We start from the raw sequence: 18,536 nt of genomic DNA, 5'->3' as shown, positions 1-18,536 counted from the left end.
GACTCGCCCTACCAGCCGCTGGGCGGCGGCGCGGTGAGCTGATCGGCGAGCCGGGCCAGCCGGTCCCGCAACCGCGGCCGGCCCGTGCCGCCGCCGCCCCGCCGCACCGGCAGGCCGTTCTCCCCGGCGGCCGCGCCGACCAGGTGCTGCACGGTGTCCAGGTCCAGGGCGCAGTCCTCGGCCGGCACCGACAGCGCGTCGTGGGCGAGGGCGCCCAGATCCGGGTCCCCGCCGTCCAGGGACAGTACGGTCGCCCCGGCGCGCCGGGCGTCGTGGACCCGCTCCAGCAGCCCTCCGCCCGGCCGCTGCGGAGCCACCACCAGCAGGGTGTGCCCGCGCCGGGCCGCCTCCAGCCGGCCGAGCCCGACCGACAGGTGCGGCGGCCCGTCCGGCGGCACCCGGTGCCGGACCAGCGTCGGCGCCAGCTCCGGCCGCCCCGACCAGGCGGCCTCGTCCACCAGGTGCGCCGCCAGGTGCCAGGGCTCGTACTGCTCCGTCCCCACCAGCAGCAGGCCCCCGCCGGCCGGCACCACCGCCCGCCGCAGCGTCCCGGCGAACCTCCGCGCCTCACCCGGCCACGGCGTCCCCGCGAGCACCTCGCGCAACAGAGCCACCCTCACGGCATCCATGGCCCGCATCCTGCCGCACCCGCCCGGCACCGGGGAGCACTTCGCCACGTCTCCCACCCCTTCGACCCCGGCGTACCCGGCAGTACGCTCGCCCCCATGACTTCCTCAGACAGCACGCAGAAGCCGCCGGCCAAGGACCCCTGGGACCTCCCCGACGTCTCCGGCCTGGTCGTCGGCGTCCTCGGCGGCACCGGAGACCAGGGCCGCGGCCTCGCCTACCGGCTCGCACGGGCGGGCCAGAAGGTGATCATCGGCTCCCGCGCCGCCGACCGCGCCGAGACCGCCGCGCGGGAACTGGGCCTCGGCGTCGAGGGCGCCGACAACGCCGCATGCGCCCGCCGCAGCGACATCGTCATCATCGCGGTGCCGTGGGAGGGCCACGCCAAGACCCTGGAGGCCCTGCGCGAGGACCTCGCGGGCAAGCTCGTCGTGGACTGCGTCAACCCGCTGGGCTTCGACAAGCAGGGCGCGTACGCCCTTCGGGTCGAGGAGGGCAGCGCCGCGCAGCAGGCCGCCGCCCTGCTCCCCGACTCCCGGGTCACCGCGGCCTTCCACCACCTCTCCGCGGTCCTCCTCCAGGACACCTCGGTCGAGGAGATCGACACCGACGTCATGGTCCTCGGCGAGTCCCGCGCCGACACCGACCTCGTCCAGGCCCTCGCGGCCCGCATCCCCGGCATGCGCGGCGTCTTCGCGGGCCGCCTGCGCAACGCCCACCAGGTGGAGGCGATGGTCGCGAACCTCATCTCCACGAACCGCCGTTACAAGGCCCACGCGGGCCTGCGCCTCACGGACGTCTGAGCCCCCTCCCCCGGACCCCGCGCCGCGGACGCGGGGCCCGGGAGGGATGGGGGACACTGGAGGGGCTCGACCCCGTCCCGTGTTGCCGAGGAGCTGTCCGGATGCCCCGCCTTGCCGTGTTCGCCGTTGTCGTCTGCGTCCTTGCCGTGGCCGCCGCCGTGGTCGCCTTCGTGGAGGGCAGCTTCCTCGGGATCGTGTGGGTGCTGCTGGCCGGTGTGACGTCCAACATGGCCTGGTTCTACCTCCGCAAGGCCAGGGCGCAGAAGCAGCGCGGCGCCGCCTGAGCCGGCGTCCGGCGGGCCGGCCGGTCAGTCGGACGGGCCGGCGCAGAAGGCGTCCTGGTCCTCCCAGAAGCGGTACAGGTCGTGGCCGCAGTACGTCTCCAGGTCCGAGACACCGAGCGCGCGCAGGATGCCCCGCACCGCGTCGAAGAAGACCGCGTTGACCTCCGGGATCCACAGCAGCGCGAACACCCCGATCAGCGCGAACGGGGCCAGCGGCGCCAGCTCGCGGCGGACGCGGTGGGACAGCCAGGGCTCGATGATCCCGTAGCCGTCCAGGCCCGGGACCGGCAGGAAGTTCAGGATCGCCGCCGAGACCTGGAGCAGCGCAAGGAAGGCCAGCGCGAAGCGGAACGGCAGGGGCACCCCGTCGAGGGCGTCCAGCCAGAACGGCGCCGTGCAGATGACGGCGAACGCCACGTTCGTCAGCGGACCCGCCGCCGAGACGAGGCTGTGCCGCCGGCGGCCTTGGATCCGGTCGTGCTCGATGTACACGGCCCCGCCGGGCAGGCCCAGCCCGCCCAGGATCACGAAGACCACCGGCAGCACGATGCTGAGCAGCGCGTGCGTGTACTTCAGCGGGTTCAGCGTGAGGTAGCCCTTGGCGCCGACGGTGAAGTCACCGCTGTGCAGGGCGGTACGGGCGTGCGCGTACTCGTGCAGGCACAGCGAGACCACCCAGGCCGAGGTGACGAAGAGGAACACGGCCAGCCCCGGGCTCGACGCGTACCCCGTCCACACCGCCCAGCCCGTGACCGCCATGACGGCGACGATGCCGAGGAAAACGGAACTGATACGCCGCTCGCCGCGGCCGCCCTGGTGAACCATGCGGCGAAACCTATCCCGGGCTCGCGGGCCGGCGGGGGGCGGGGGCCGGGGACAATGGGCCGGTGCGCTACGCGATTCTCGGCACCGCCCAGGCCATCCGTGACGACGGGACCCCCGTCGCCGTCGGCGGAGCGCGCCTGCGCGCGCTGCTGACCGCGCTCGCGCTGCGGCCGGGCCGCAGCGTGCCCGCCGCGCTGCTGGTCGCCGAGGTGTGGGACGCCGACCCGCCGGCCGAGGCCGTCGCCGCGCTCCAGGCGCTCGTGGCCCGGCTGCGGCGGGCCCTGGGGCACGAGGCCGTCCGCTCGGCGGAGGGCGGCTACCGGCTGGACGCGGAGCGGGACGACGTCGACCTGTACCGCTTCGACCGGCTGGTGCGCGCCGCCGCGGCCGCTCCGGACCCGGCCCGGGCGGCGGCCCTGTACGACGAGGCGCTCGCGCTGTGGCGGGGCCCCGCGCTGGCCTCCCTCCCCGCTCCGGGGGCCCAGGCCGTGCGCTGGGAGGCCGTACGGCTGGACGCGCGCCGGGGCCGCCTGGGCGCGGCCCTGGCGCTCGGCGAGGCGGAAGGGGCCCTGCCGGAGCTCACCGAACTGTGCGCCCGCCACCCCCTGGACGAGCTCCTGCACGCCCTCCGCATCCGGGCCCTGCGCGCGGTGGGCCGCCCGGCGGAGGCCCTGGCCGCCTACGAGACGGTCCGCCGCGACCTGTCCACCCGCCTGGGCACGGACCCGGGCCCGGCCCTGCGCACCCTGCACGCGGAACTCCTCGCGGGCACCCCGGCCCCGGCCGGCGGGAGCACCGCCGACGCCCCGGCCCCGACCCCGGGCGGGCCGACCGCGGGCCGCCGGGAGGCGCCCCACACCGCGCCCGCCGCCCGGGCCCCCGACGGCGCTTCCCCGTACCCCGCCGCGGACCGGGCCCGGCCCGTGCCTTCCGGCCCGGACGCCGACGCGCCCGCCCACCCGTGGCCCGTCACCGCCCCCGCCGTCCCCCCGTATGCCGCCGCCACGACCCCGGCGGTCGGCGCCGGGGAGCCCGGCCGTCCCGCGGCAGACCGTCCGGTCGCCACCGCTCCCGCCCCCGGGAACCTGCGGGCGCGGCTGACCAGCTTCGTCGGGCGGGAGGAGGACATCCGGGCCATCGGGGACGATCTCGCGCGGGCCCGGCTCGTCACCCTGCTCGGGCCCGGCGGGGCCGGGAAGACGCGGCTGTCGCAGGAGGCCGCCGAGGTGCACGCCGACGGCGACTGGCCCGACGGGGTGTGGCTCGTCGAACTGGCCCCCGTGGACGATCCCGAGGACGTCGCCGAGGCCGCCCTCGCCGCCCTCGGCGCCCGCGAGACCAAGCTCCGCGGCGCCGCCGCGGAGGAACTGCGCGCGCTGACCGACCGGACCGGCGGCAGACCCCTCGACCGGCTCGCCGACCACTGCTCCCGCCGCCGGCTCCTGCTGCTCCTGGACAACTGCGAGCACGTGATCGGGGCCGCCGCCGAGCTCGCCGAGCGGATCCTGACCCGGTGCCCCGGAGTGCGGATCCTCGCCACCAGCCGGGAACCGCTCGGGGTGCCCGGGGAGTTCCTGAGGCCCGTCGAGCCGCTGCCCGACCCCGTCGCGCTCCGGCTGCTGGACGAGCGGGGCGCCGCCGCGAAGCCCGGGTTCCGGGCCGCCGACGACCCGGAGGCCGCCGCCGAGATCTGCCGCCGGCTGGACGGACTGCCGCTGGCCATCGAGCTGGCCGCCGCCCGGCTGCGGCTCCTCACCCCCCGCCAGATAGCCGACCGGCTCGACGACCGCTTCCGACTGCTCACCGGCGGCGCGCGGACCGTGCTGCCCCGCCAGCAGACCCTGCGCGCCGTGGTCGACTGGTCCTGGGACCTGCTGGACGGGGCCGAGCGGGCCGTCCTGCGCCGGCTGTCCGTCTTCGCGGGCGGATGCGACCTGGAGGCAGCCGAGGCCGTCTGCGGCGACGGCGGCGGGCTCGACGTCGCCGACGTCATGGCGGCCCTCGTCGACAAGTCCCTCGTCGTCGCCGCCCCCGGCCCGGCCGGCGACATGCGCTACCGGCTCCTGGAGACGGTCGGCGAGTACGCCGCCGAGCGCCTCGGCGAGGCCGCCGCCGGCGGCGACCGCGAGGAGACCGAGCAGCGCCACCTCGTCCACTACCGCGAACTCGCCCGCACCACCGAGCCCCTGCTGCGCGGCCACGGCCAGCGAGCGGCCACCGAGCGCCTCGACACCGAGTACGAGAACCTGCGCACCGCCCTGCGCCGGGCCCTCGCCACCCGCGACGCCGGCGAGGTCCTGTGCCTGGTCCACGCCCTGTGCTGGTACTGGCAGATGCAGGACCTGCGCGCCGAGACCCGGCACTGGACCGACGCCGCCGCCGTGCTCGCCCCCGACCCCTTCGCGGCGCCCCACGTCCCGGCCGAGCCCGTCTACGAGCGGCTGCTCGACTCCCCGCCGCCCTACTCCGGCGAGGTCCTCGCCGAGGCCTGGCGGGTCCTGTACCTGGTGCGCCTCTCCTCCCGCGACCAAACGGCCGCCACCTGGGACGACCCCGAGGCCCGCGCCGCGGTGGAGGGCATCCTCGCCACCTACCGCCCCGGCCTCCCGCAGACCTGCCGCCCGCCCGGCCTGCTGTGGATCTACGCCGTCATGATCGCGGGGGAGGCCGGACTGCTGAAACGGGTCGTCGACGAGACCGTCGCCGCCGCCCGCGCCCTCGGCTACCACTGGGAGCTCGCCTCCGCCCTCCAGCTGCGGGCCAACATCCTCGCCAACCGCGCCGACTGGGCCGGCGACGCCTCCCGCGACGCCGACGAGAGCCTCGCCCTCTTCCGCCGGCTCGGCGACGACTGGGGCTGCGCCGAGGCGCTGTCCGCCCGCGCCGAGTCCCGGGAGAAGAGCGGCGCCTACGAACTCGCCTGCCATGACTACCTGGAAGCCATCACCTACGCCGAACGGCTCGGCGCACGGGCCCAGGTGACGGTGCTGCGGGTCCGGATGGCCGGCTCCCTCGTCGAGAGCGACCGGCTGGAGGAGGCCGAGAAGATCCTCGGCGAGATCACCGCCACCGATCAGCGGTTCGGCAACGAGGCCATGCCGGCCGCCCGGATGTTCTACGCCGCCCTCCTCGGCCGTACCGGCAGGATCCCCGAGGCCCGCGCCCAGATCGCGATCCTGCGCGAGGAGTTCGCCCTCGGCGCCTTCGCCGTCTTCGACGTGTTCCTGCACGCCACGACGGCCTGGCTGGACAACCGGGAGGGCGCGTACGCGGACGCCCTGGACCGGGTCCGCGACGCCAGGTCGGCCATGCGCCACCCGCTCGCGACGATGGTCGCCCCCCAGCTGCCCGCCGTGTTCCTGGTGACGGCCGCCGTCTCCCTCGCCTCGCTCGGCGGCCGGCCGCGGGCGTACGACGCGGCGCGGCTGGTCGGCGCCTACCAAGCCCACCTGCCGCCCCGGCACGTTCCGGTCACCACGGAACGCGAGGACGCCGCCCGCGCCGAGGAGCTGGCGCGGGCGGTGCTGGGGGACGCCGCGTACGAGGCCGCACGCGCCGAAGGCGGCGGCCTCACGATGGAGGAGGCCGCCGCCCTCTACTGACCCGCCCCCGTGCCGGGCCCGGTCCGGGACGCGATCCGGAACGGACCGGCCGCCGGATCAGGTCTTCTGGCGGAACTTGCGCACCGCGAGCGGCATGGCCACCGCGGTGATCGCGACCGACCAGGCCAGGGTGATCCACACCGAGTGGCCCAGCGGGGTCCCGTTGATCAGGCCGCGTGCCGCGTCGGCCAGGTTCGACAGCGGGTTGTAGTCCGTGAAGGACTGGAGCCAGCCCGGCATGGTCGTCGGCGGGGCGAAGATCGAGCTGCCGAACTGCAGCGGCATCAGGACCAGCATCGCCATGCCCTGGACGGCCTGCGCGGTCTTCATCGTCAGACCCAGCAGAATGAAGATCCACATCAGGGAGGCGCCGAAGACGGCCGACAGCCCGATGGCCAGGAACAGGTCCACCACCGACTGGACGGACAGGCCCAGCATGAAGCCCACCGCGAGCAGGATCGCGATGGCGACCATCATCCGGCCGAGCTCGACCACGATCTTGGCTATGAGCACCGACGACCGGGCGATCGGCATGGACCGGAACCGGTCCATCACGCCCTTCTTGAAGTCGTCGTTGACGCCCGTGCCCACACCCATGGCGATGTTCATGCCCATCATCGCCATCAGGCCCGGCAGCACGTAGTTGACGTACTGCTCCTGGTTGCCCTTGCCGGAGATCGCGCCGCCGAAGACGAACACGAACAGCAGCGTGAAGATGATCGGCATGAACACGGCGTCGAACATCGACTCCGGGTCCTGCTTGATCTGGAGGGCGTTGCGGCGCACCAGGGCGCCGATGTGCCGCAGGTTGCCCCGCAGGCCGATCCGGCCGTCCTCGGACGGGGCCGGTGCCGCGCCGCCCCGGGCGGCCGCGGGCCTGGTGGTGGTGACGGTGCTCATGCCGCGACCTCCTCGGTCTTCTCGGTGGGAACGGATTCCTCGGACGGGGCCGGCCGCTGTCCGGTGATGGACAGGAACACCTCGTCCAGGCTGGGCAGGTAGGTGCCGAGGTCGGCGATCGCGTACCCGCGGCCGGCCAGCAGGCCCACGACGGCGGTCAGCTGCTCGTCGCTCAGGATCGGGACGAGCAGCACGCCCTCGTCCGGCACGGCCTGGGAGCCGGCCACCCCGTCCAGACCGGCCTCGGACAGGGCGCGGGCCATGTCCGGCAGGTCGGCCGAGGCCACCGGGCGGATCCGCAGCGTGCGGCCGCCGACGCGCGCCTTCAGCTCGTCGACCTTGCCGTTGGCGATGACCTTGCCGCGGTCGATGACCGTCAGCTCGCTCGCGAGCTGCTCGGCCTCCTCCATGTACTGGGTGGTGAGCAGGACGGTGGCCCCCTCGGCGACCATCCGCTGCACCTCGTCCCACACCTCGTTGCGGGTGCGGGGGTCCAGACCGGTGGTCGGCTCGTCCAGGTAGAGGACGGCCGGGCGGCCGATCATCGAGGCGGCCAGGTCGAGCCGGCGGCGCATGCCGCCGGAGTAGTGCATCGCGGCCTTCTTCGCGGCCTCGGTGAGCGAGAACCGCTCCAGCAGCTCGTCGGCCCGCGACCGGGCCTCCTTGCGCGACAGGTCCAGCAGCCGGCCGATCATGTAGAGGTTCTCCCAGCCGGAGAGCTTCTCGTCGACCGAGGCGTACTGGCCGGTCAGGCCTATGGTGCGGCGCAGCTGCCGCGGCTGGCGGACCACGTCGTAGCCCGCGACCGTCGCCGTGCCCGCGTCGGGCACGATCAGGGTGGACAGGCAGCGCACCAGGGTGGTCTTGCCCGCGCCGTTCGGACCGAGGACACCGAGCACGGTGCCCTCGCGGACGAAGAGGTCGACCCCGTCCAGGGCCTTCGTCTCGCCGTAGTGCTTCACCAGCCCCCGCACTTCGACGGCGTGGGGATTCTTGTCGTTTCGCGTCATGCCCACCATGGGACCAGCCGCCGCTGACAAACCTCCGACAGCGGACCGACAGCCCGCCGACATCCCCGTGGCGGGCTGTCGGCGGGCCGCGTCGGGCCGTCGGTGCCGGCGGACCGGCAGGCCGGAGCCCTAGTGGAAGGCGTGCTCCGGCTGCGGGAAGGTTCCGCCGACCACGTCCTCGGCGAAGGCCTTCGCCGCGTCACCCATGGTCGCGCGCAGGTTCGCGTACTGCTTCACGAACCGCGGCATCTTCCCGCCGGTCAGGCCCATCATGTCGGTCCACACCAGCACCTGCGCGTCGCACTCCGCGCCCGCCCCGATGCCGACGGTCGGGATGTGCAGGGACCGGGTGACCTCGGCGGCCAGCTCGGCCGGGACCAGCTCCAGGACCACCGCGAAGGCGCCCGCGTCCTGCGCCGCCTTCGCGTCGCGCAGCAGCTGGTGCGCGGCCTCGTCGCCGCGGCCCTGCACCCGGTAGCCCATGGCGTTCACGGACTGCGGGGTCAGGCCCAGGTGGGACATGACCGGGATGCCGGACTGCACGATCAGCTCGGTCTGGTGCAGCGAGCGCTCGCCGCCCTCCAGCTTGACCGCCCCGACCCCGGCCTCCTTCACCAGCCGGGTCGCGCTGCGCAGCGCCTGCACGGCGCCCTCCTGGTAGGAGCCGAACGGCAGGTCGCCGACGACCAGGGCCCGGCCGGTGCCCCGTACGACCGCCGCCGACAGCAGCGTCATCTCGTCCATGGTGACGGGGACGGTGGTCTCGTAGCCGAGGTGACAGTTGCCCATCGAGTCGCCGACGAGGATGACCGGGATGCCGGCCTCGTCGAACACGGACGCCGTCATGGCGTCGTAGGCGGTGAGCATCGGCCACTTCTCACCGCGCTCCTTGGCGAGGGTGAGGTCGCGGACGGTGATCCGCCGGGTGCCCGTGCCTCCGTACAGGGCGGGGGAGGCGGCTTCGCGGGCAGGCGAAACGGCATGCGTCATTGCAACTGCTCCTTGTGTCATCTCGAGGCGCCCTCACGGCGTCCCCGGACTCACCCCCCATGGTGGCACCCGTCCGGCCACGGACGGAAGTGGCGCAGCCGCGGCGCGCTGACCGGTCCGTCACACTCCTGGCCCGCCTCGAGGCGCGCGGGAGCCAATGTGCGCGTTTCGTGACAAGCGGAACCCCGGCCGCACGGCCGTTCGTCCTCCCGGTCGTACGTCCGTGAAGGACGGCACGGAAGGCTCCCGACATCGCCTAGGGTCAAGAGGCGGGGACGGAGCGCGAGCACGGCAGCGAGGACATGGCATGGCACAGGCGTACCTGACGGAGACGGGGAACGGCGGCTCAGAGCCCGGGCCCTCCGGATCCGGTCTGCGACGCCGGTGGGCCGCACTGCGCCGGAAACTGGCCGAGCTGCGCCGCGACCCCGGCATCTGGAAGCGGGGCATCGTCACCGCCGCCGTCGCGCTGCTGATCTCCGGGATCATGGTCTTCCACGCGGAGCTGCCCAACGACGTCGGCAACCTCGGCAGCCTGACCGAGACCTTCCTGCCCTGGCTGGGCGTGTTCGTACCGGTCCTGCTGGTCATCGCGGTGGTGCGCAGGTCCGCCACCGCCCTGATCGCGATACTGCTGACGGCCGCGGTCTGGGTGAACCTCTTCGGCGGCCTGGTCAACGACAAGTCGGGCCCCGGCGGCAACCTGATGGTCGCCGCCCACAACGTCGACGCCGACAACCCCGACCCGCGCGGCACCGCCCGGTCGGTCGCCCGGTCCGGGGCCGACATCCTGGCCCTCACGGAGCTCAAGGCCGGCGCCGTCCCCGTCTACGAGGAAGTCCTCGGGGGCACGTACAAGTACCACGCGGTCGAGGGCACGGTCGGGGTGTGGAGCAAGTACCCGCTGACCTCCAGCAAGCCCGTGGACATCCGCCTCGGCTGGACCCGGGCCATGCGCACCACCGTCGCCGGCCCCTTCGGCGAGATGGGCGTGTACGTCGCCCACCTGCCGTCGGTGCGGGTCAGGCTGAACGCCGGCTTCACCGCCAACCAGCGCGACAACAGCGCCGACGCGCTGGGCGCGGCCCTCGCCGCCGAGCCGCTGAAGAACGTGGTCCTGCTCGGCGACCTCAACGGCACGATGAACGACCGGTCCCTCTCCGAGGTCACCTCGCAGATGCGCTCCACCCAGGGCGCGGCCGGCAACGGCTTCGGCTTCAGCTGGCCCGCGCAGTTCCCGATGGCCCGCATCGACCAGATCATGGTCCGCGGGGTGAAGCCCGAGGCCTCCTGGACCCTGCCGCGCACCGGCAGCGACCACCTCCCGGTCGCGGCGCGCCTCACGATCCGCAAGTAGGACGGGGCAGGCGTACGGAAGGGCCCCGCCGCAGCCGGCGGGGCCCTTCCGTCGTGCCGGCTACGGGTGCTCGCGCCAGCCGTTCGTGATCGGCAGCCGACGGTCCTTCCCGAAGCCCTTCGCGGAGATCTTCGTGCCCGGCGGGTACTGGCGGCGCTTGTACTCGGCGGTGTCGACCATCCGGATGGTCTTCGCCACCAGCCCGCGGTCGAAGCCGGCCGCCACGATCGCCTCCAGCCCCTGGTCGCGGTCCACGTACAGCTCCAGGACCGCGTCCAGCACCGGGTAGTCCGGCAGCGAGTCCGTGTCCACCTGATCCGGGCGGAGCTCGGCGCTCGGCGGCTTCGCGATCGAGTTCTCCGGGATGGGCGGGGTCTCGCCCCGCTCGGCCGCCGCCCGGTTGCGGTAGCGGGCGAGCCGGAAGACGTCGGTCTTGTAGACGTCCTTGATCGGCCCGTACGCGCCGACCGAGTCCCCGTAGAGGGTGGAGTAGCCCACGGCCAGCTCCGACTTGTTCCCCGGGGCGAGCACGATGTGCCCTTCCTGGTTGGACAGCGCCATCAGCAGCGTGCCGCGCAGCCGGGACTGGAGGTTCTCCTCGGCCAGGCCGGTCAGGCCCAGCGCGCCCATGTAGGCGTCGAACATCGGCTCGATCGGGACGGTCCGGAAGTTCAGACCGGTCCGTGCGGCGAGGTCGGCGGCGTCGCCCCGGGAGTGCTCCGAGGAGTACTTCGAGGGCATCGACACGCCGTACACGTTCTGCGCGCCGACCGCGTCGCAGGCGAGGGCGGCGACGAGGGCGGAGTCGATCCCGCCGGAGAGGCCGATCAGGACGGAGCGGAACCCGTTCTTCTTCACGTACGCGCGCAGGCCCACGACCAGCGCGTCATAGACCTCCTCGTCGTCGTCGAGGCGCTCGGCGTAGCCGCCGGTCACGACCGGCTCGTACGGCTCCACCGGCTCCTCGGAGAGGACGACGCGGTCGATGCGCAGGCCGTCGTCCACGACGCCCTCGGGGGCGTCGGGCCGCGCGGCCGGCAGCTCCAGGTCCACCAGGACGCAGCCCTCGGAGAACTGCGGTGCACGGACGACGACCTCGCCGGAGGCGTCCACGACGATCGAGTCGCCGTCGAAGACCAGCTCGTCCTGGCCGCCGATCATCGCCAGGTAGGCCAGCGTGCAGCCGGCCTCCTGGGCGCGCTTGCGGACGAGTTCGAGGCGCACGTCGTCCTTGTTGCGCTCGTAGGGGGAGGCGTTGATCGAGACCAGCAGGCCGGCCCCGGCGGAGCGGGTGGCGGGGACGCGGCCGCCCTCCTGCCAGAGGTCCTCGCAGATCGCCAGGGCCACGTCGACGCCCCGCACCCGGATCACCGGCTGGGTGTCGCCCGGCACGAAGTACCGGAACTCGTCGAAGACCCCGTAGTTGGGGAGGTGGTGCTTGGCGAAGCGCAGGACGACCCGGCCGCGGTGCAGTACGGCGGCCGCGTTCTCCGGGGAGCCGGCCGGGCGGCCGAGGCGGGCGGCGGCCCGCTCGGCGCGGTCGAGATAGCCGACGACGACGGGGAGCTCGCCGAGGCCCTCGTCTTCCAGGCGCCGGGCGAGGTCCACCAGCGCGGTCCGGGAGGCGTCGACGAACGAACCGCGCAGGGCGAGGTCCTCGACGGGGTACCCGGTCAGCGCCATTTCGGGGAAGGCCACGAGGTGGGCGCCCTGCTCGGCGGAGTGCCGGGTCCAGTGCACGACCGAGTCGGCGTTGGCGGCGATGTTGCCGACGTGCGAGTCGATCTGATTCAGCGCGAGGCGAAGTTGAGGCACGGGCCCAGTCTAATCGTCTTTCTGACGCGATGTCCTGGGCCCGTGCGGATCCGTCCTTGTCCTGCCGCCTGTGCGACGGGCTGTCCGACGGCGAGACGGCTATTCGACGGGTCCGCTGAACTTCGCGGGGTCCATCAGGATGCCGGGGGAGAGTTCGGCGCTGATGCTCTTCGTCCCCTCGGGAACCTCGAACGCGGCGACGCCGGTCGCGGACTGGCCGGGCTGGATCACGCCCTCGATCCGCTTCGGGGTGTCGCCGTCGAAGACGAGCTTGGCGGAGCCGCCCTTGTCGTCCTTCACCGTCGGCATGGCGTAGATGACCTTGTGAGGCTTGCCGCTGTCGTTGGTGATGGTGAAGGACAGCTGCACCGCGTTGCCCACGTCCATCCAGTCGGCCTTGCTGACGTACTTGCGCGGCGGCGCCAGGGTCACCTTGATGCCGTCGGGGTACGACACCGTCCGGCCGAAGGGGACGGGCGTGCTGATGCCCGGCCCCTTGGGGGCCTTGGGCGGGAGCGAGAAGCGCGGCACGGTGGGGGTGGGGGTCGGGCCGGGGAAGGGCTCGTCCTCCCAGTCCTCGGGGTCCTCGCCCCACTGGGGGTCGTTCACCCGTTCGTGCGCGATGCGCTCGCGGGCCTTGTCGAGGACGGCGGAGGTCAGGAACCAGCCGCCGACGGAGGCGCCGAGGCCGACGACGCCGAGGACCACGCCGGCCACGGACATCGCCTTGCGCCCGGCACCCTTGCGGGCGCGGGCCAGGGCGCCGCCGCCGAGCCCGATGCCGGTGAGGGCGAGGCAGGTGCCGAGCCAGAAGAGGAACGGGATCGGCCCGAGGAGGACGGAGAGGATCCCGAGGACGAGCGCGGCGACGGCCAGGCCGTTGGTCCGCGGCGGCGTGGCCGGGTAGTACCCGGCCACGCCGGGGTATCCCGGATACCCCGGATACCCGCCGGGCCCGGGCGGCCCCCAGGAACCCCCGGGCACCCCGTACGCGTGCCCGGCGGACGCCGCGAACGGCCCGGGCGGCGCGAACGCCCCCGGCGCACCGGCGGCGGGCGGCGCGAACGCTCCGGGCGTACCGGCGGCGGGCGGCGCGAACGTGCCGGGCGTACCGGCGGCGGGCGGCGCGAACGCTCCGGGCGCGGGCGTCGCCCACGGGTCGTGCGCCTGCGCCGCCGCCCCGGCGGCCCCGGGCTGCCCCGCCGCCGGCGGAGGTACGCTCCCCGCCGCGGGCGCGGGCGGCTCCGCGGCCTTGTCGAACGAAACCCGTGCGGCCTCGGCGAGACCCTCCGCCGGGGCCGCCGGGGCCGCCGGGGCCGCCGGGGCCGCCGCCGGGCTCTCGTCCGGCGAAGCAGGCGCGGAGGGCTCGTCGAGCGACAGGCGGGCGGTCTCCGTGAGGTCCTCCGCCGGGGCCGGCGGGACTGCCTCCGGTGCGAGCCGGGTGGTTTCGGCCAGGGGATCCGCAGTGGGTTCGGCCGCGGGGGCCGGCGCGGGGGCTGCGGCGGGCTCCGCCGCCGGGTGTGTTGGGGCCGCGGGCTGCTCCCCGGCCGGGGCGGCGGCCTTGTCGAGCGACAGCCGCGAGATTTCCGCGAGGTCCTCCGCCGGGGCCGGCGGGGTCTTGTCGAGTGACAGGCGGGCCGTCTCGGCGAGGTCCTCCGCCTGAACCGGCGGGGTTTTGTCGAAGGACAGGCGGGCGGTCTCCGTGAGGTCCTCCGCCGTGGCTGCCGGGGTCTCCTCCGGTGCGAGCCGGGTGGTTTCGGCGAGGGGATCCGCAGTGGGTTCGGCCGCGGGGGCCGGCGCGGGGGCTGCGGCGGGCTCCGCCGCCGGGTGTGTTGGGGCCGCGGGCTGCTCCCCGGTCGGGGCGGCGGCCTTGTCGAGCGACAGCCGCGAGGTTTCCGCGAGGTCTTCCGCCGGGGCCGCCGGGGTCTCCTCCGGCGCGAGCCGGGTGGTTTCGGCCAGGGGATCCGCCGCTGGCGATCCGGCCCGGGCGGCGGCGGGGTGGGCCGCCGGGGGCCGCTCCGTGGCCGACGGCGACTGCCCGGACGGTGCCGCCTCGGGTATCGGCGTCTCCCCGGGGTCGGTCGGCTGGCCGGACGGGCTGTCGGGCGGGGTCGGCGGCGTGCTCATACCTGGCGGCGTCCTTGCGAAGTGCGGCGTACGGAGATGCGGGCAGCCTGCCATGGCGGCCCGCGCCCTCCAACCGGATTCGGCCATCGCCCTCCCCGCAGCGGCGGAATTGGGCCGATCCGCCGGAATCCCGTCCGCCCGGCGGGGAACGCGGGGGGCCGCCGGCTCGTTCAGCCGGGTGAGGGACCCCACCGAACGGCCCCCGGTCATCCCCGGCACCGGCGCCGCCCGCGCCCTCGGCCGGGCCCTCACCTCCGCCACCCTCCCGGCCGCGCTGGGGCCGGCCGCCCGCCGGGCCGGCGATCCGGCCGCGCGGGACCTCGTACGCCGCTGCTACCGCACCGGCCGGGTCTGGCGGGGGATCCTGCTGGAGAACTCCCGCTACCCCGACACCGCCGCCGAGCTGCTCGCCCTGCGGGCCCGCCACCCCCTGCCGGCCCCCGCCACCGTCCTCGTCGCGCACGACGGCGGCCGCGACCGGGGCGCGCTGCGCCGGCTGGCCCGGCAGGCGGCCCTCGCCGACCGGCTCGGGGCCCGCTTCGAGGTGGCCGAGCCGGCGGGCCACCTGGTCATGCTGGACCGCCCGCACCAGGTGGCGCGGGCGGTCCGGTACGCGGCGGCCCCGCTCCCGCCGGGCCGCCGCCTCACTCGCGCGGCGCGGCCCCCCGCTGCCTGAGCATGTCCGCCATCAGCTTCAGCTCCGACTGCTGCGCCTCGACCATGCCCTGGGCGAGCGCCCGCTCCGCCGGGGTCCGGCACTGCTTGGCGCAGCCCTGGGCCATGGCGACGCCGCCCTTGTGGTGGTCGGTCATCAGCTGGAGGTAGAGCACCTCCGCGTCCCGGCCGCTGCTGCCGCCGAGCCGGTCGAGCTCCTCCTTGGTGGCCATGCCGGGCATGAGCGCACCGGGCTTGGTGGCGTGCCCGCCGTGCCCCGCATGCCCCTCCGACGGGCCCATGGACCCCATCGGCCCCATGGACCCCATGGACCCCATCGACCCCATCGAGTCCATGGATCCCGAAGACCCTGCCGACCCTGCCGACCCCCCGGACTCCGTCGACTCCATCCACGACATCGGCGGCTCGTCGGCCACCACCTTCGGCAGCCCCCACAGGTCCAGCCAGCCCAGCAGCATGCCCCGCTGGTTGGCCTGGGTGTTGGCGATGTCGTACGCGAGACCGCGGACCGGCTCGTCCTGGGTGCGGTCGCGGACGATGAAGGACATCTCCACCGCCTGCTGGTGGTGCACGGCCATGTCCCGCGCGAAGCCCGCGTCGGGGGAGTGGAGCGCCGGCGTCCGCGCGCCGGACCCGCCCGCGTCGTCCCCGCCGTCCGCCGTGGCGAAGGTGGCCCCCACCGCGAACAGCGCGGCCGCGACCACCGCGGCGCCCGCGGCCCAGTACGTACGGTTCGTCGAGGTGCGGGTCACTTCTCGCCCAGCCCGTTGGTGCAGGCCGCGCCCGGTTCGGGGGTCTGCGGGCCCTGCACGTACTTGGTGAAGAACTGTGCCACCCGCGGGTCGTCCGCCTTGTCGACGGTCAGCTGCTTGCCCCAGGCGCTCAGCATGATCGCGCCAGCCTGCTCCTTGTCGGGGCTCATCAGCGTGTAGGGGGTCTTGCCCACCTTCCCGGCGAGCGCGTCGACGTCGGCCTTGGCGGCCTTCTCGTTGTACGTCACCCAGACCGCGCCGTGCTCCAGCGAGTGCACGGCGTTCACCTCGGGGATCGGGTTCTTGTAGACGTCGCCGTTGCAGTTCATCCAGCGGGGGTTGTGGTCGCCGCCGACGGGCGGGTTCATCTCGTACTTGACCGGGGTCTCGACGTGGTTGCGGCCGAGCTTCTTCGCGTCCCAGGTCTGCTCGCCGTTCACCGGCGCCTTGCGGGCCGCCTCCGCGTCCCGGTCCTTCTGCTTCTGGTCCATGATCACCCACGCGCCGAAGCCGATGAGCCCGGCGACGACCGCCGCGGAGACGCTGATCGCGATGATCTTGTTGCGCCGGTCGCGCGCCTTCTCGGCGCGGCGCATCTCGGCTATGCGGTTCTGGCGGGAGTTCTGGTCGGACGTCCTGCTGGCCATGTGCCCTGGTTCCTTCTGCTGAGGGGGGTGTCGGGTGGTGCAGTGGTGCCGTGTACCGCGCCGGATCCGTCAGGTCCGCAGTACTTGCAGGGCGTGCAGGTCGGGGGCGCGCGCGAGGGTCCCCGGCGGCCGTGCCGGGCCCGTGGTCGCCGGGAGGGCGCGGGGCGCCGGTCCGGGCGGCGCCGCGGTCACGGCGGGCGGCGGGGCGGGCAGCACGGCCGGGGTCACATGGGACAGAGGGGAGCAGCCCGGCGGCTCGTACGGGGACACGCAGGCGGCGTGCGCGGCGTGCCCGGCGTACGTCCCGTGCGCGGCGTACGCCCGTACGGGCCCTTCCGCCGCCCCGGCGCCCTGCACGGCGGCCGCGCCCCGCACGCACAGGAACCCCATTCCGGCCGCCACGCCGAGGGCGAGCAGCAGCAGGAGGACACCGCGACGGGCGTGACGCCCGTGACGCCCGCTCCGCGTGTGCTCCCAGCCCCCCATGGCCGCAGATGGTAGTGGTCATGACGGGCCTGAGGTCAGAGCGGGGGTGCCATCGGCCTTGTGGGGTGCGTAATGTGGCGGAAACCACCACTAGGGATACTGGAGGGGCCCGGCTGCGCCGCCGGTCCCTCGGGTCGGTGGTGCACAGATCGTCTGAACTGCGAGGATGAAGGCATGGACAAGCAGCAGGAATTCGTCCTCCGGACGCTCGAGGAGCGCGACATCCGCTTCGTGCGCCTGTGGTTCACCGATGTGCTGGGCTTCCTGAAGTCCGTCGCGGTCGCTCCCGCCGAGCTGGAGCAGGCCTTCGACGAGGGCATCGGCTTCGACGGCTCCGCGATCGAGGGCTTCGCCCGCGTCTACGAGTCCGACATGATCGCCAAGCCGGACCCGGGCACGTTCCAGATACTGCCGTGGCGTGCCGAGGCCCCCGGGACCGCCCGGATGTTCTGCGACATCCTGATGCCGGACGGCTCCCCGTCCTTCGCGGACCCGCGCTACGTCCTCAAGCGCATCCTGGCCAAGACCTCCGACCTGGGCTTCACCTTCTACACCCACCCGGAGATCGAGTTCTTCCTGCTGAAGGACAAGCCGCTGGACGGCACCCGCCCGGTCCCGGCGGACAACTCCGGCTACTTCGACCACACTCCGCAGAACGTCGGGATGGACTTCCGACGCCAGGCGATCACCATGCTCGAATCCATGGGCATCTCGGTCGAGTTCAGCCACCACGAGGGCGCCCCGGGCCAGCAGGAGATCGACCTCCGCTACGCCGACGCCCTCTCGACGGCCGACAACATCATGACGTTCCGCCTGGTCATGAAGCAGGTCGCCCTCGAACAGGGCGTCCAGGCCACCTTCATGCCGAAGCCCTTCTCCGAGTACCCGGGCTCCGGCATGCACACCCACCTCTCCCTCTTCGAGGGCGACCGCAACGCCTTCTACGAGTCGGGTGCCGAGTACCAGCTCTCGAAGGTCGGCCGCTCCTTCATCGCGGGCCTCCTGCGGCACGCCGCGGAGACGGCGGCGGTCACCAACCAGTGGGTCAACTCCTACAAGCGCATCTGGGGCGGCTCGTCCCGCACGGCCGGCTCCGGCGGCGAGGCCCCCTCGTACATCTGCTGGGGCCACAACAACCGCTCGGCCCTGATCCGCGTCCCGATGTACAAGCCGGGCAAGACCGGTTCCTCCCGGGTCGAGGTCCGCTCGATCGACTCGGGCGCCAACCCCTACCTCACGTACGCCGTCCTCCTCGCGGCGGGACTCAAGGGCATCGAGGAGGGCTACGAACTCCCGGCGGGCGCCGACGACGACGTCTGGGCCCTGTCCGACGCCGAACGCCGCGCGATGGGCATCGAACCCCTCCCGCAGAACCTCGGCGAGGCCATCTCCCTGATGGAACGCAGCGAACTGGTCGCCGAGACCCTCGGTGAGCACGTCTTCGACTTCTTCCTGCGCAACAAGAAGCAGGAGTGGGAGGAGTACCGCTCGGAGGTCACCGCCTTCGAACTCCGCAAGAACCTGCCGGTGCTGTAGGGCTCCGAGCCCGCGCGACGGCGGCCGCGGGCCCCCCCCCCCCGCGGGGGGGGGGGCGCCCCCCGGGGGGGGGGCGGGGGGGGGGGGCGGGGGGGCGGCC

General features: G+C 74.2%; 16 protein-coding genes. 6 read left to right on the top strand and 10 right to left on the bottom strand.

All coding sequences use genetic code 11. The features are described from left to right. Positions 1 to 8: 8 nt before the first annotated feature. A complete protein-coding gene (locus ACFY15_RS13155) occupies positions 9 to 629 on the bottom strand; it encodes a hypothetical protein (RefSeq protein ID WP_390825502.1) in 621 nt (206 codons plus the stop codon). A 96-nt stretch (positions 630 to 725) separates the two neighbouring features. Here ACFY15_RS13155 and npdG point away from each other — a divergent pair, with 96 nt between their 5' ends. Continuing rightward, on the top strand, positions 726 to 1,430 hold the full coding sequence (gene npdG / locus ACFY15_RS13150; RefSeq protein ID WP_390685579.1) for an NADPH-dependent F420 reductase: 705 nt from the start codon (positions 726 to 728) through the stop codon (positions 1,428 to 1,430). 101 nt (positions 1,431 to 1,531) lie between these two features. Further along, entirely contained in the window at positions 1,532 to 1,714 is a 183-nt protein-coding gene (locus tag ACFY15_RS13145; RefSeq protein ID WP_390685580.1) for a hypothetical protein, read from the top strand. Between the two features lie 24 nt (positions 1,715 to 1,738). On the opposite strand, the gene ACFY15_RS13140 is transcribed toward ACFY15_RS13145, so the two are convergent. Next, entirely contained in the window at positions 1,739 to 2,539 is an 801-nt protein-coding gene (locus tag ACFY15_RS13140) for a site-2 protease family protein (RefSeq protein WP_390825501.1), read from the bottom strand. A 62-nt stretch (positions 2,540 to 2,601) separates the two neighbouring features. On the opposite strand from ACFY15_RS13140, the gene ACFY15_RS13135 reads away from it, so the two are divergent. After that, the gene (locus ACFY15_RS13135) at positions 2,602 to 6,141 is read left to right on the top strand and encodes a BTAD domain-containing putative transcriptional regulator (RefSeq protein ID WP_390825500.1); all 3,540 of its coding nucleotides are present in this window, start codon (positions 2,602 to 2,604) and stop codon (positions 6,139 to 6,141) included. Between the two features lie 57 nt (positions 6,142 to 6,198). Here ACFY15_RS13135 and ACFY15_RS13130 read toward each other — a convergent pair whose 3' ends face one another. From ACFY15_RS13130 to panB, 3 genes are all read right to left on the bottom strand, one after another. Next, on the bottom strand, positions 6,199 to 7,041 hold the full coding sequence (locus ACFY15_RS13130; RefSeq protein ID WP_390685583.1) for an ABC transporter permease: 843 nt from the start codon (positions 7,039 to 7,041) through the stop codon (positions 6,199 to 6,201). Then, positions 7,038 to 8,060, bottom strand: coding sequence for an ATP-binding cassette domain-containing protein (locus ACFY15_RS13125; RefSeq protein ID WP_390685584.1), 1,023 nt, complete (start codon positions 8,058 to 8,060; stop codon positions 7,038 to 7,040). The genes ACFY15_RS13130 and ACFY15_RS13125 overlap by 4 nt, the downstream gene beginning before the upstream one ends. Positions 8,061 to 8,180: 120 nt before the next feature. Further along, entirely contained in the window at positions 8,181 to 9,041 is an 861-nt protein-coding gene (panB, locus tag ACFY15_RS13120; RefSeq protein WP_390685585.1) for a 3-methyl-2-oxobutanoate hydroxymethyltransferase, read from the bottom strand. 307 nt (positions 9,042 to 9,348) lie between these two features. Between panB and ACFY15_RS13115 the strand changes: the two genes are divergently transcribed. Further along, complete coding sequence (locus ACFY15_RS13115; RefSeq protein WP_390685586.1) at positions 9,349 to 10,398, top strand: endonuclease/exonuclease/phosphatase family protein; 1,050 nt, start codon at positions 9,349 to 9,351, stop codon at positions 10,396 to 10,398. A gap of 60 nt (positions 10,399 to 10,458) precedes the next feature. On the opposite strand, the gene ACFY15_RS13110 is transcribed toward ACFY15_RS13115, so the two are convergent. Next, the gene (locus ACFY15_RS13110) at positions 10,459 to 12,213 is read right to left on the bottom strand and encodes an NAD+ synthase (RefSeq protein ID WP_390825499.1); all 1,755 of its coding nucleotides are present in this window, start codon (positions 12,211 to 12,213) and stop codon (positions 10,459 to 10,461) included. Positions 12,214 to 12,312: 99 nt separating this feature from the next. Further along, positions 12,313 to 14,340, bottom strand: a complete 2,028-nt coding sequence (locus ACFY15_RS13105) for a hypothetical protein (protein WP_390825498.1) — start codon at positions 14,338 to 14,340, stop codon at positions 12,313 to 12,315. 178 nt (positions 14,341 to 14,518) lie between these two features. On the opposite strand from ACFY15_RS13105, the gene ACFY15_RS13100 reads away from it, so the two are divergent. Further along, entirely contained in the window at positions 14,519 to 15,016 is a 498-nt protein-coding gene (locus ACFY15_RS13100) for an alpha/beta fold hydrolase (protein WP_390825497.1), read from the top strand. Here ACFY15_RS13100 and ACFY15_RS13095 read toward each other — a convergent pair. The 3 genes from ACFY15_RS13095 to ACFY15_RS13085 form a co-directional block, all read right to left on the bottom strand. Continuing rightward, positions 14,985 to 15,767: a DUF305 domain-containing protein gene (locus ACFY15_RS13095; protein WP_390825496.1), complete on the bottom strand. Its 783-nt coding sequence runs from the start codon at positions 15,765 to 15,767 to the stop codon at positions 14,985 to 14,987. The genes ACFY15_RS13100 and ACFY15_RS13095 overlap by 32 nt on opposite strands. Beyond that, positions 15,764 to 16,414, bottom strand: a complete 651-nt coding sequence (locus ACFY15_RS13090) for a DUF3105 domain-containing protein (protein WP_390685590.1) — start codon at positions 16,412 to 16,414, stop codon at positions 15,764 to 15,766. Before ACFY15_RS13090 ends, ACFY15_RS13095 begins: the two co-directional genes overlap by 4 nt. Before the next feature lie 69 nt (positions 16,415 to 16,483). After that, positions 16,484 to 16,900, bottom strand: a complete 417-nt coding sequence (locus ACFY15_RS13085) for a hypothetical protein (RefSeq protein WP_390825495.1) — start codon at positions 16,898 to 16,900, stop codon at positions 16,484 to 16,486. Positions 16,901 to 17,074: 174 nt separating this feature from the next. On the opposite strand from ACFY15_RS13085, the gene ACFY15_RS13080 reads away from it, so the two are divergent. After that, positions 17,075 to 18,436: a glutamine synthetase family protein gene (locus ACFY15_RS13080; protein WP_007263785.1), complete on the top strand. Its 1,362-nt coding sequence runs from the start codon at positions 17,075 to 17,077 to the stop codon at positions 18,434 to 18,436. Positions 18,437 to 18,536: the final 100 nt, after the last annotated feature.

The sequence above is a fragment of the Streptomyces sp. NPDC001373 genome (genome assembly GCF_042895815.1).
Lineage (GTDB): Bacteria > Actinomycetota > Actinomycetes > Streptomycetales > Streptomycetaceae > Streptomyces.
The sequence above is the reverse complement of the archived record's forward strand: the minus strand, read 5'-3'. Positions and strand labels throughout refer to the sequence as shown.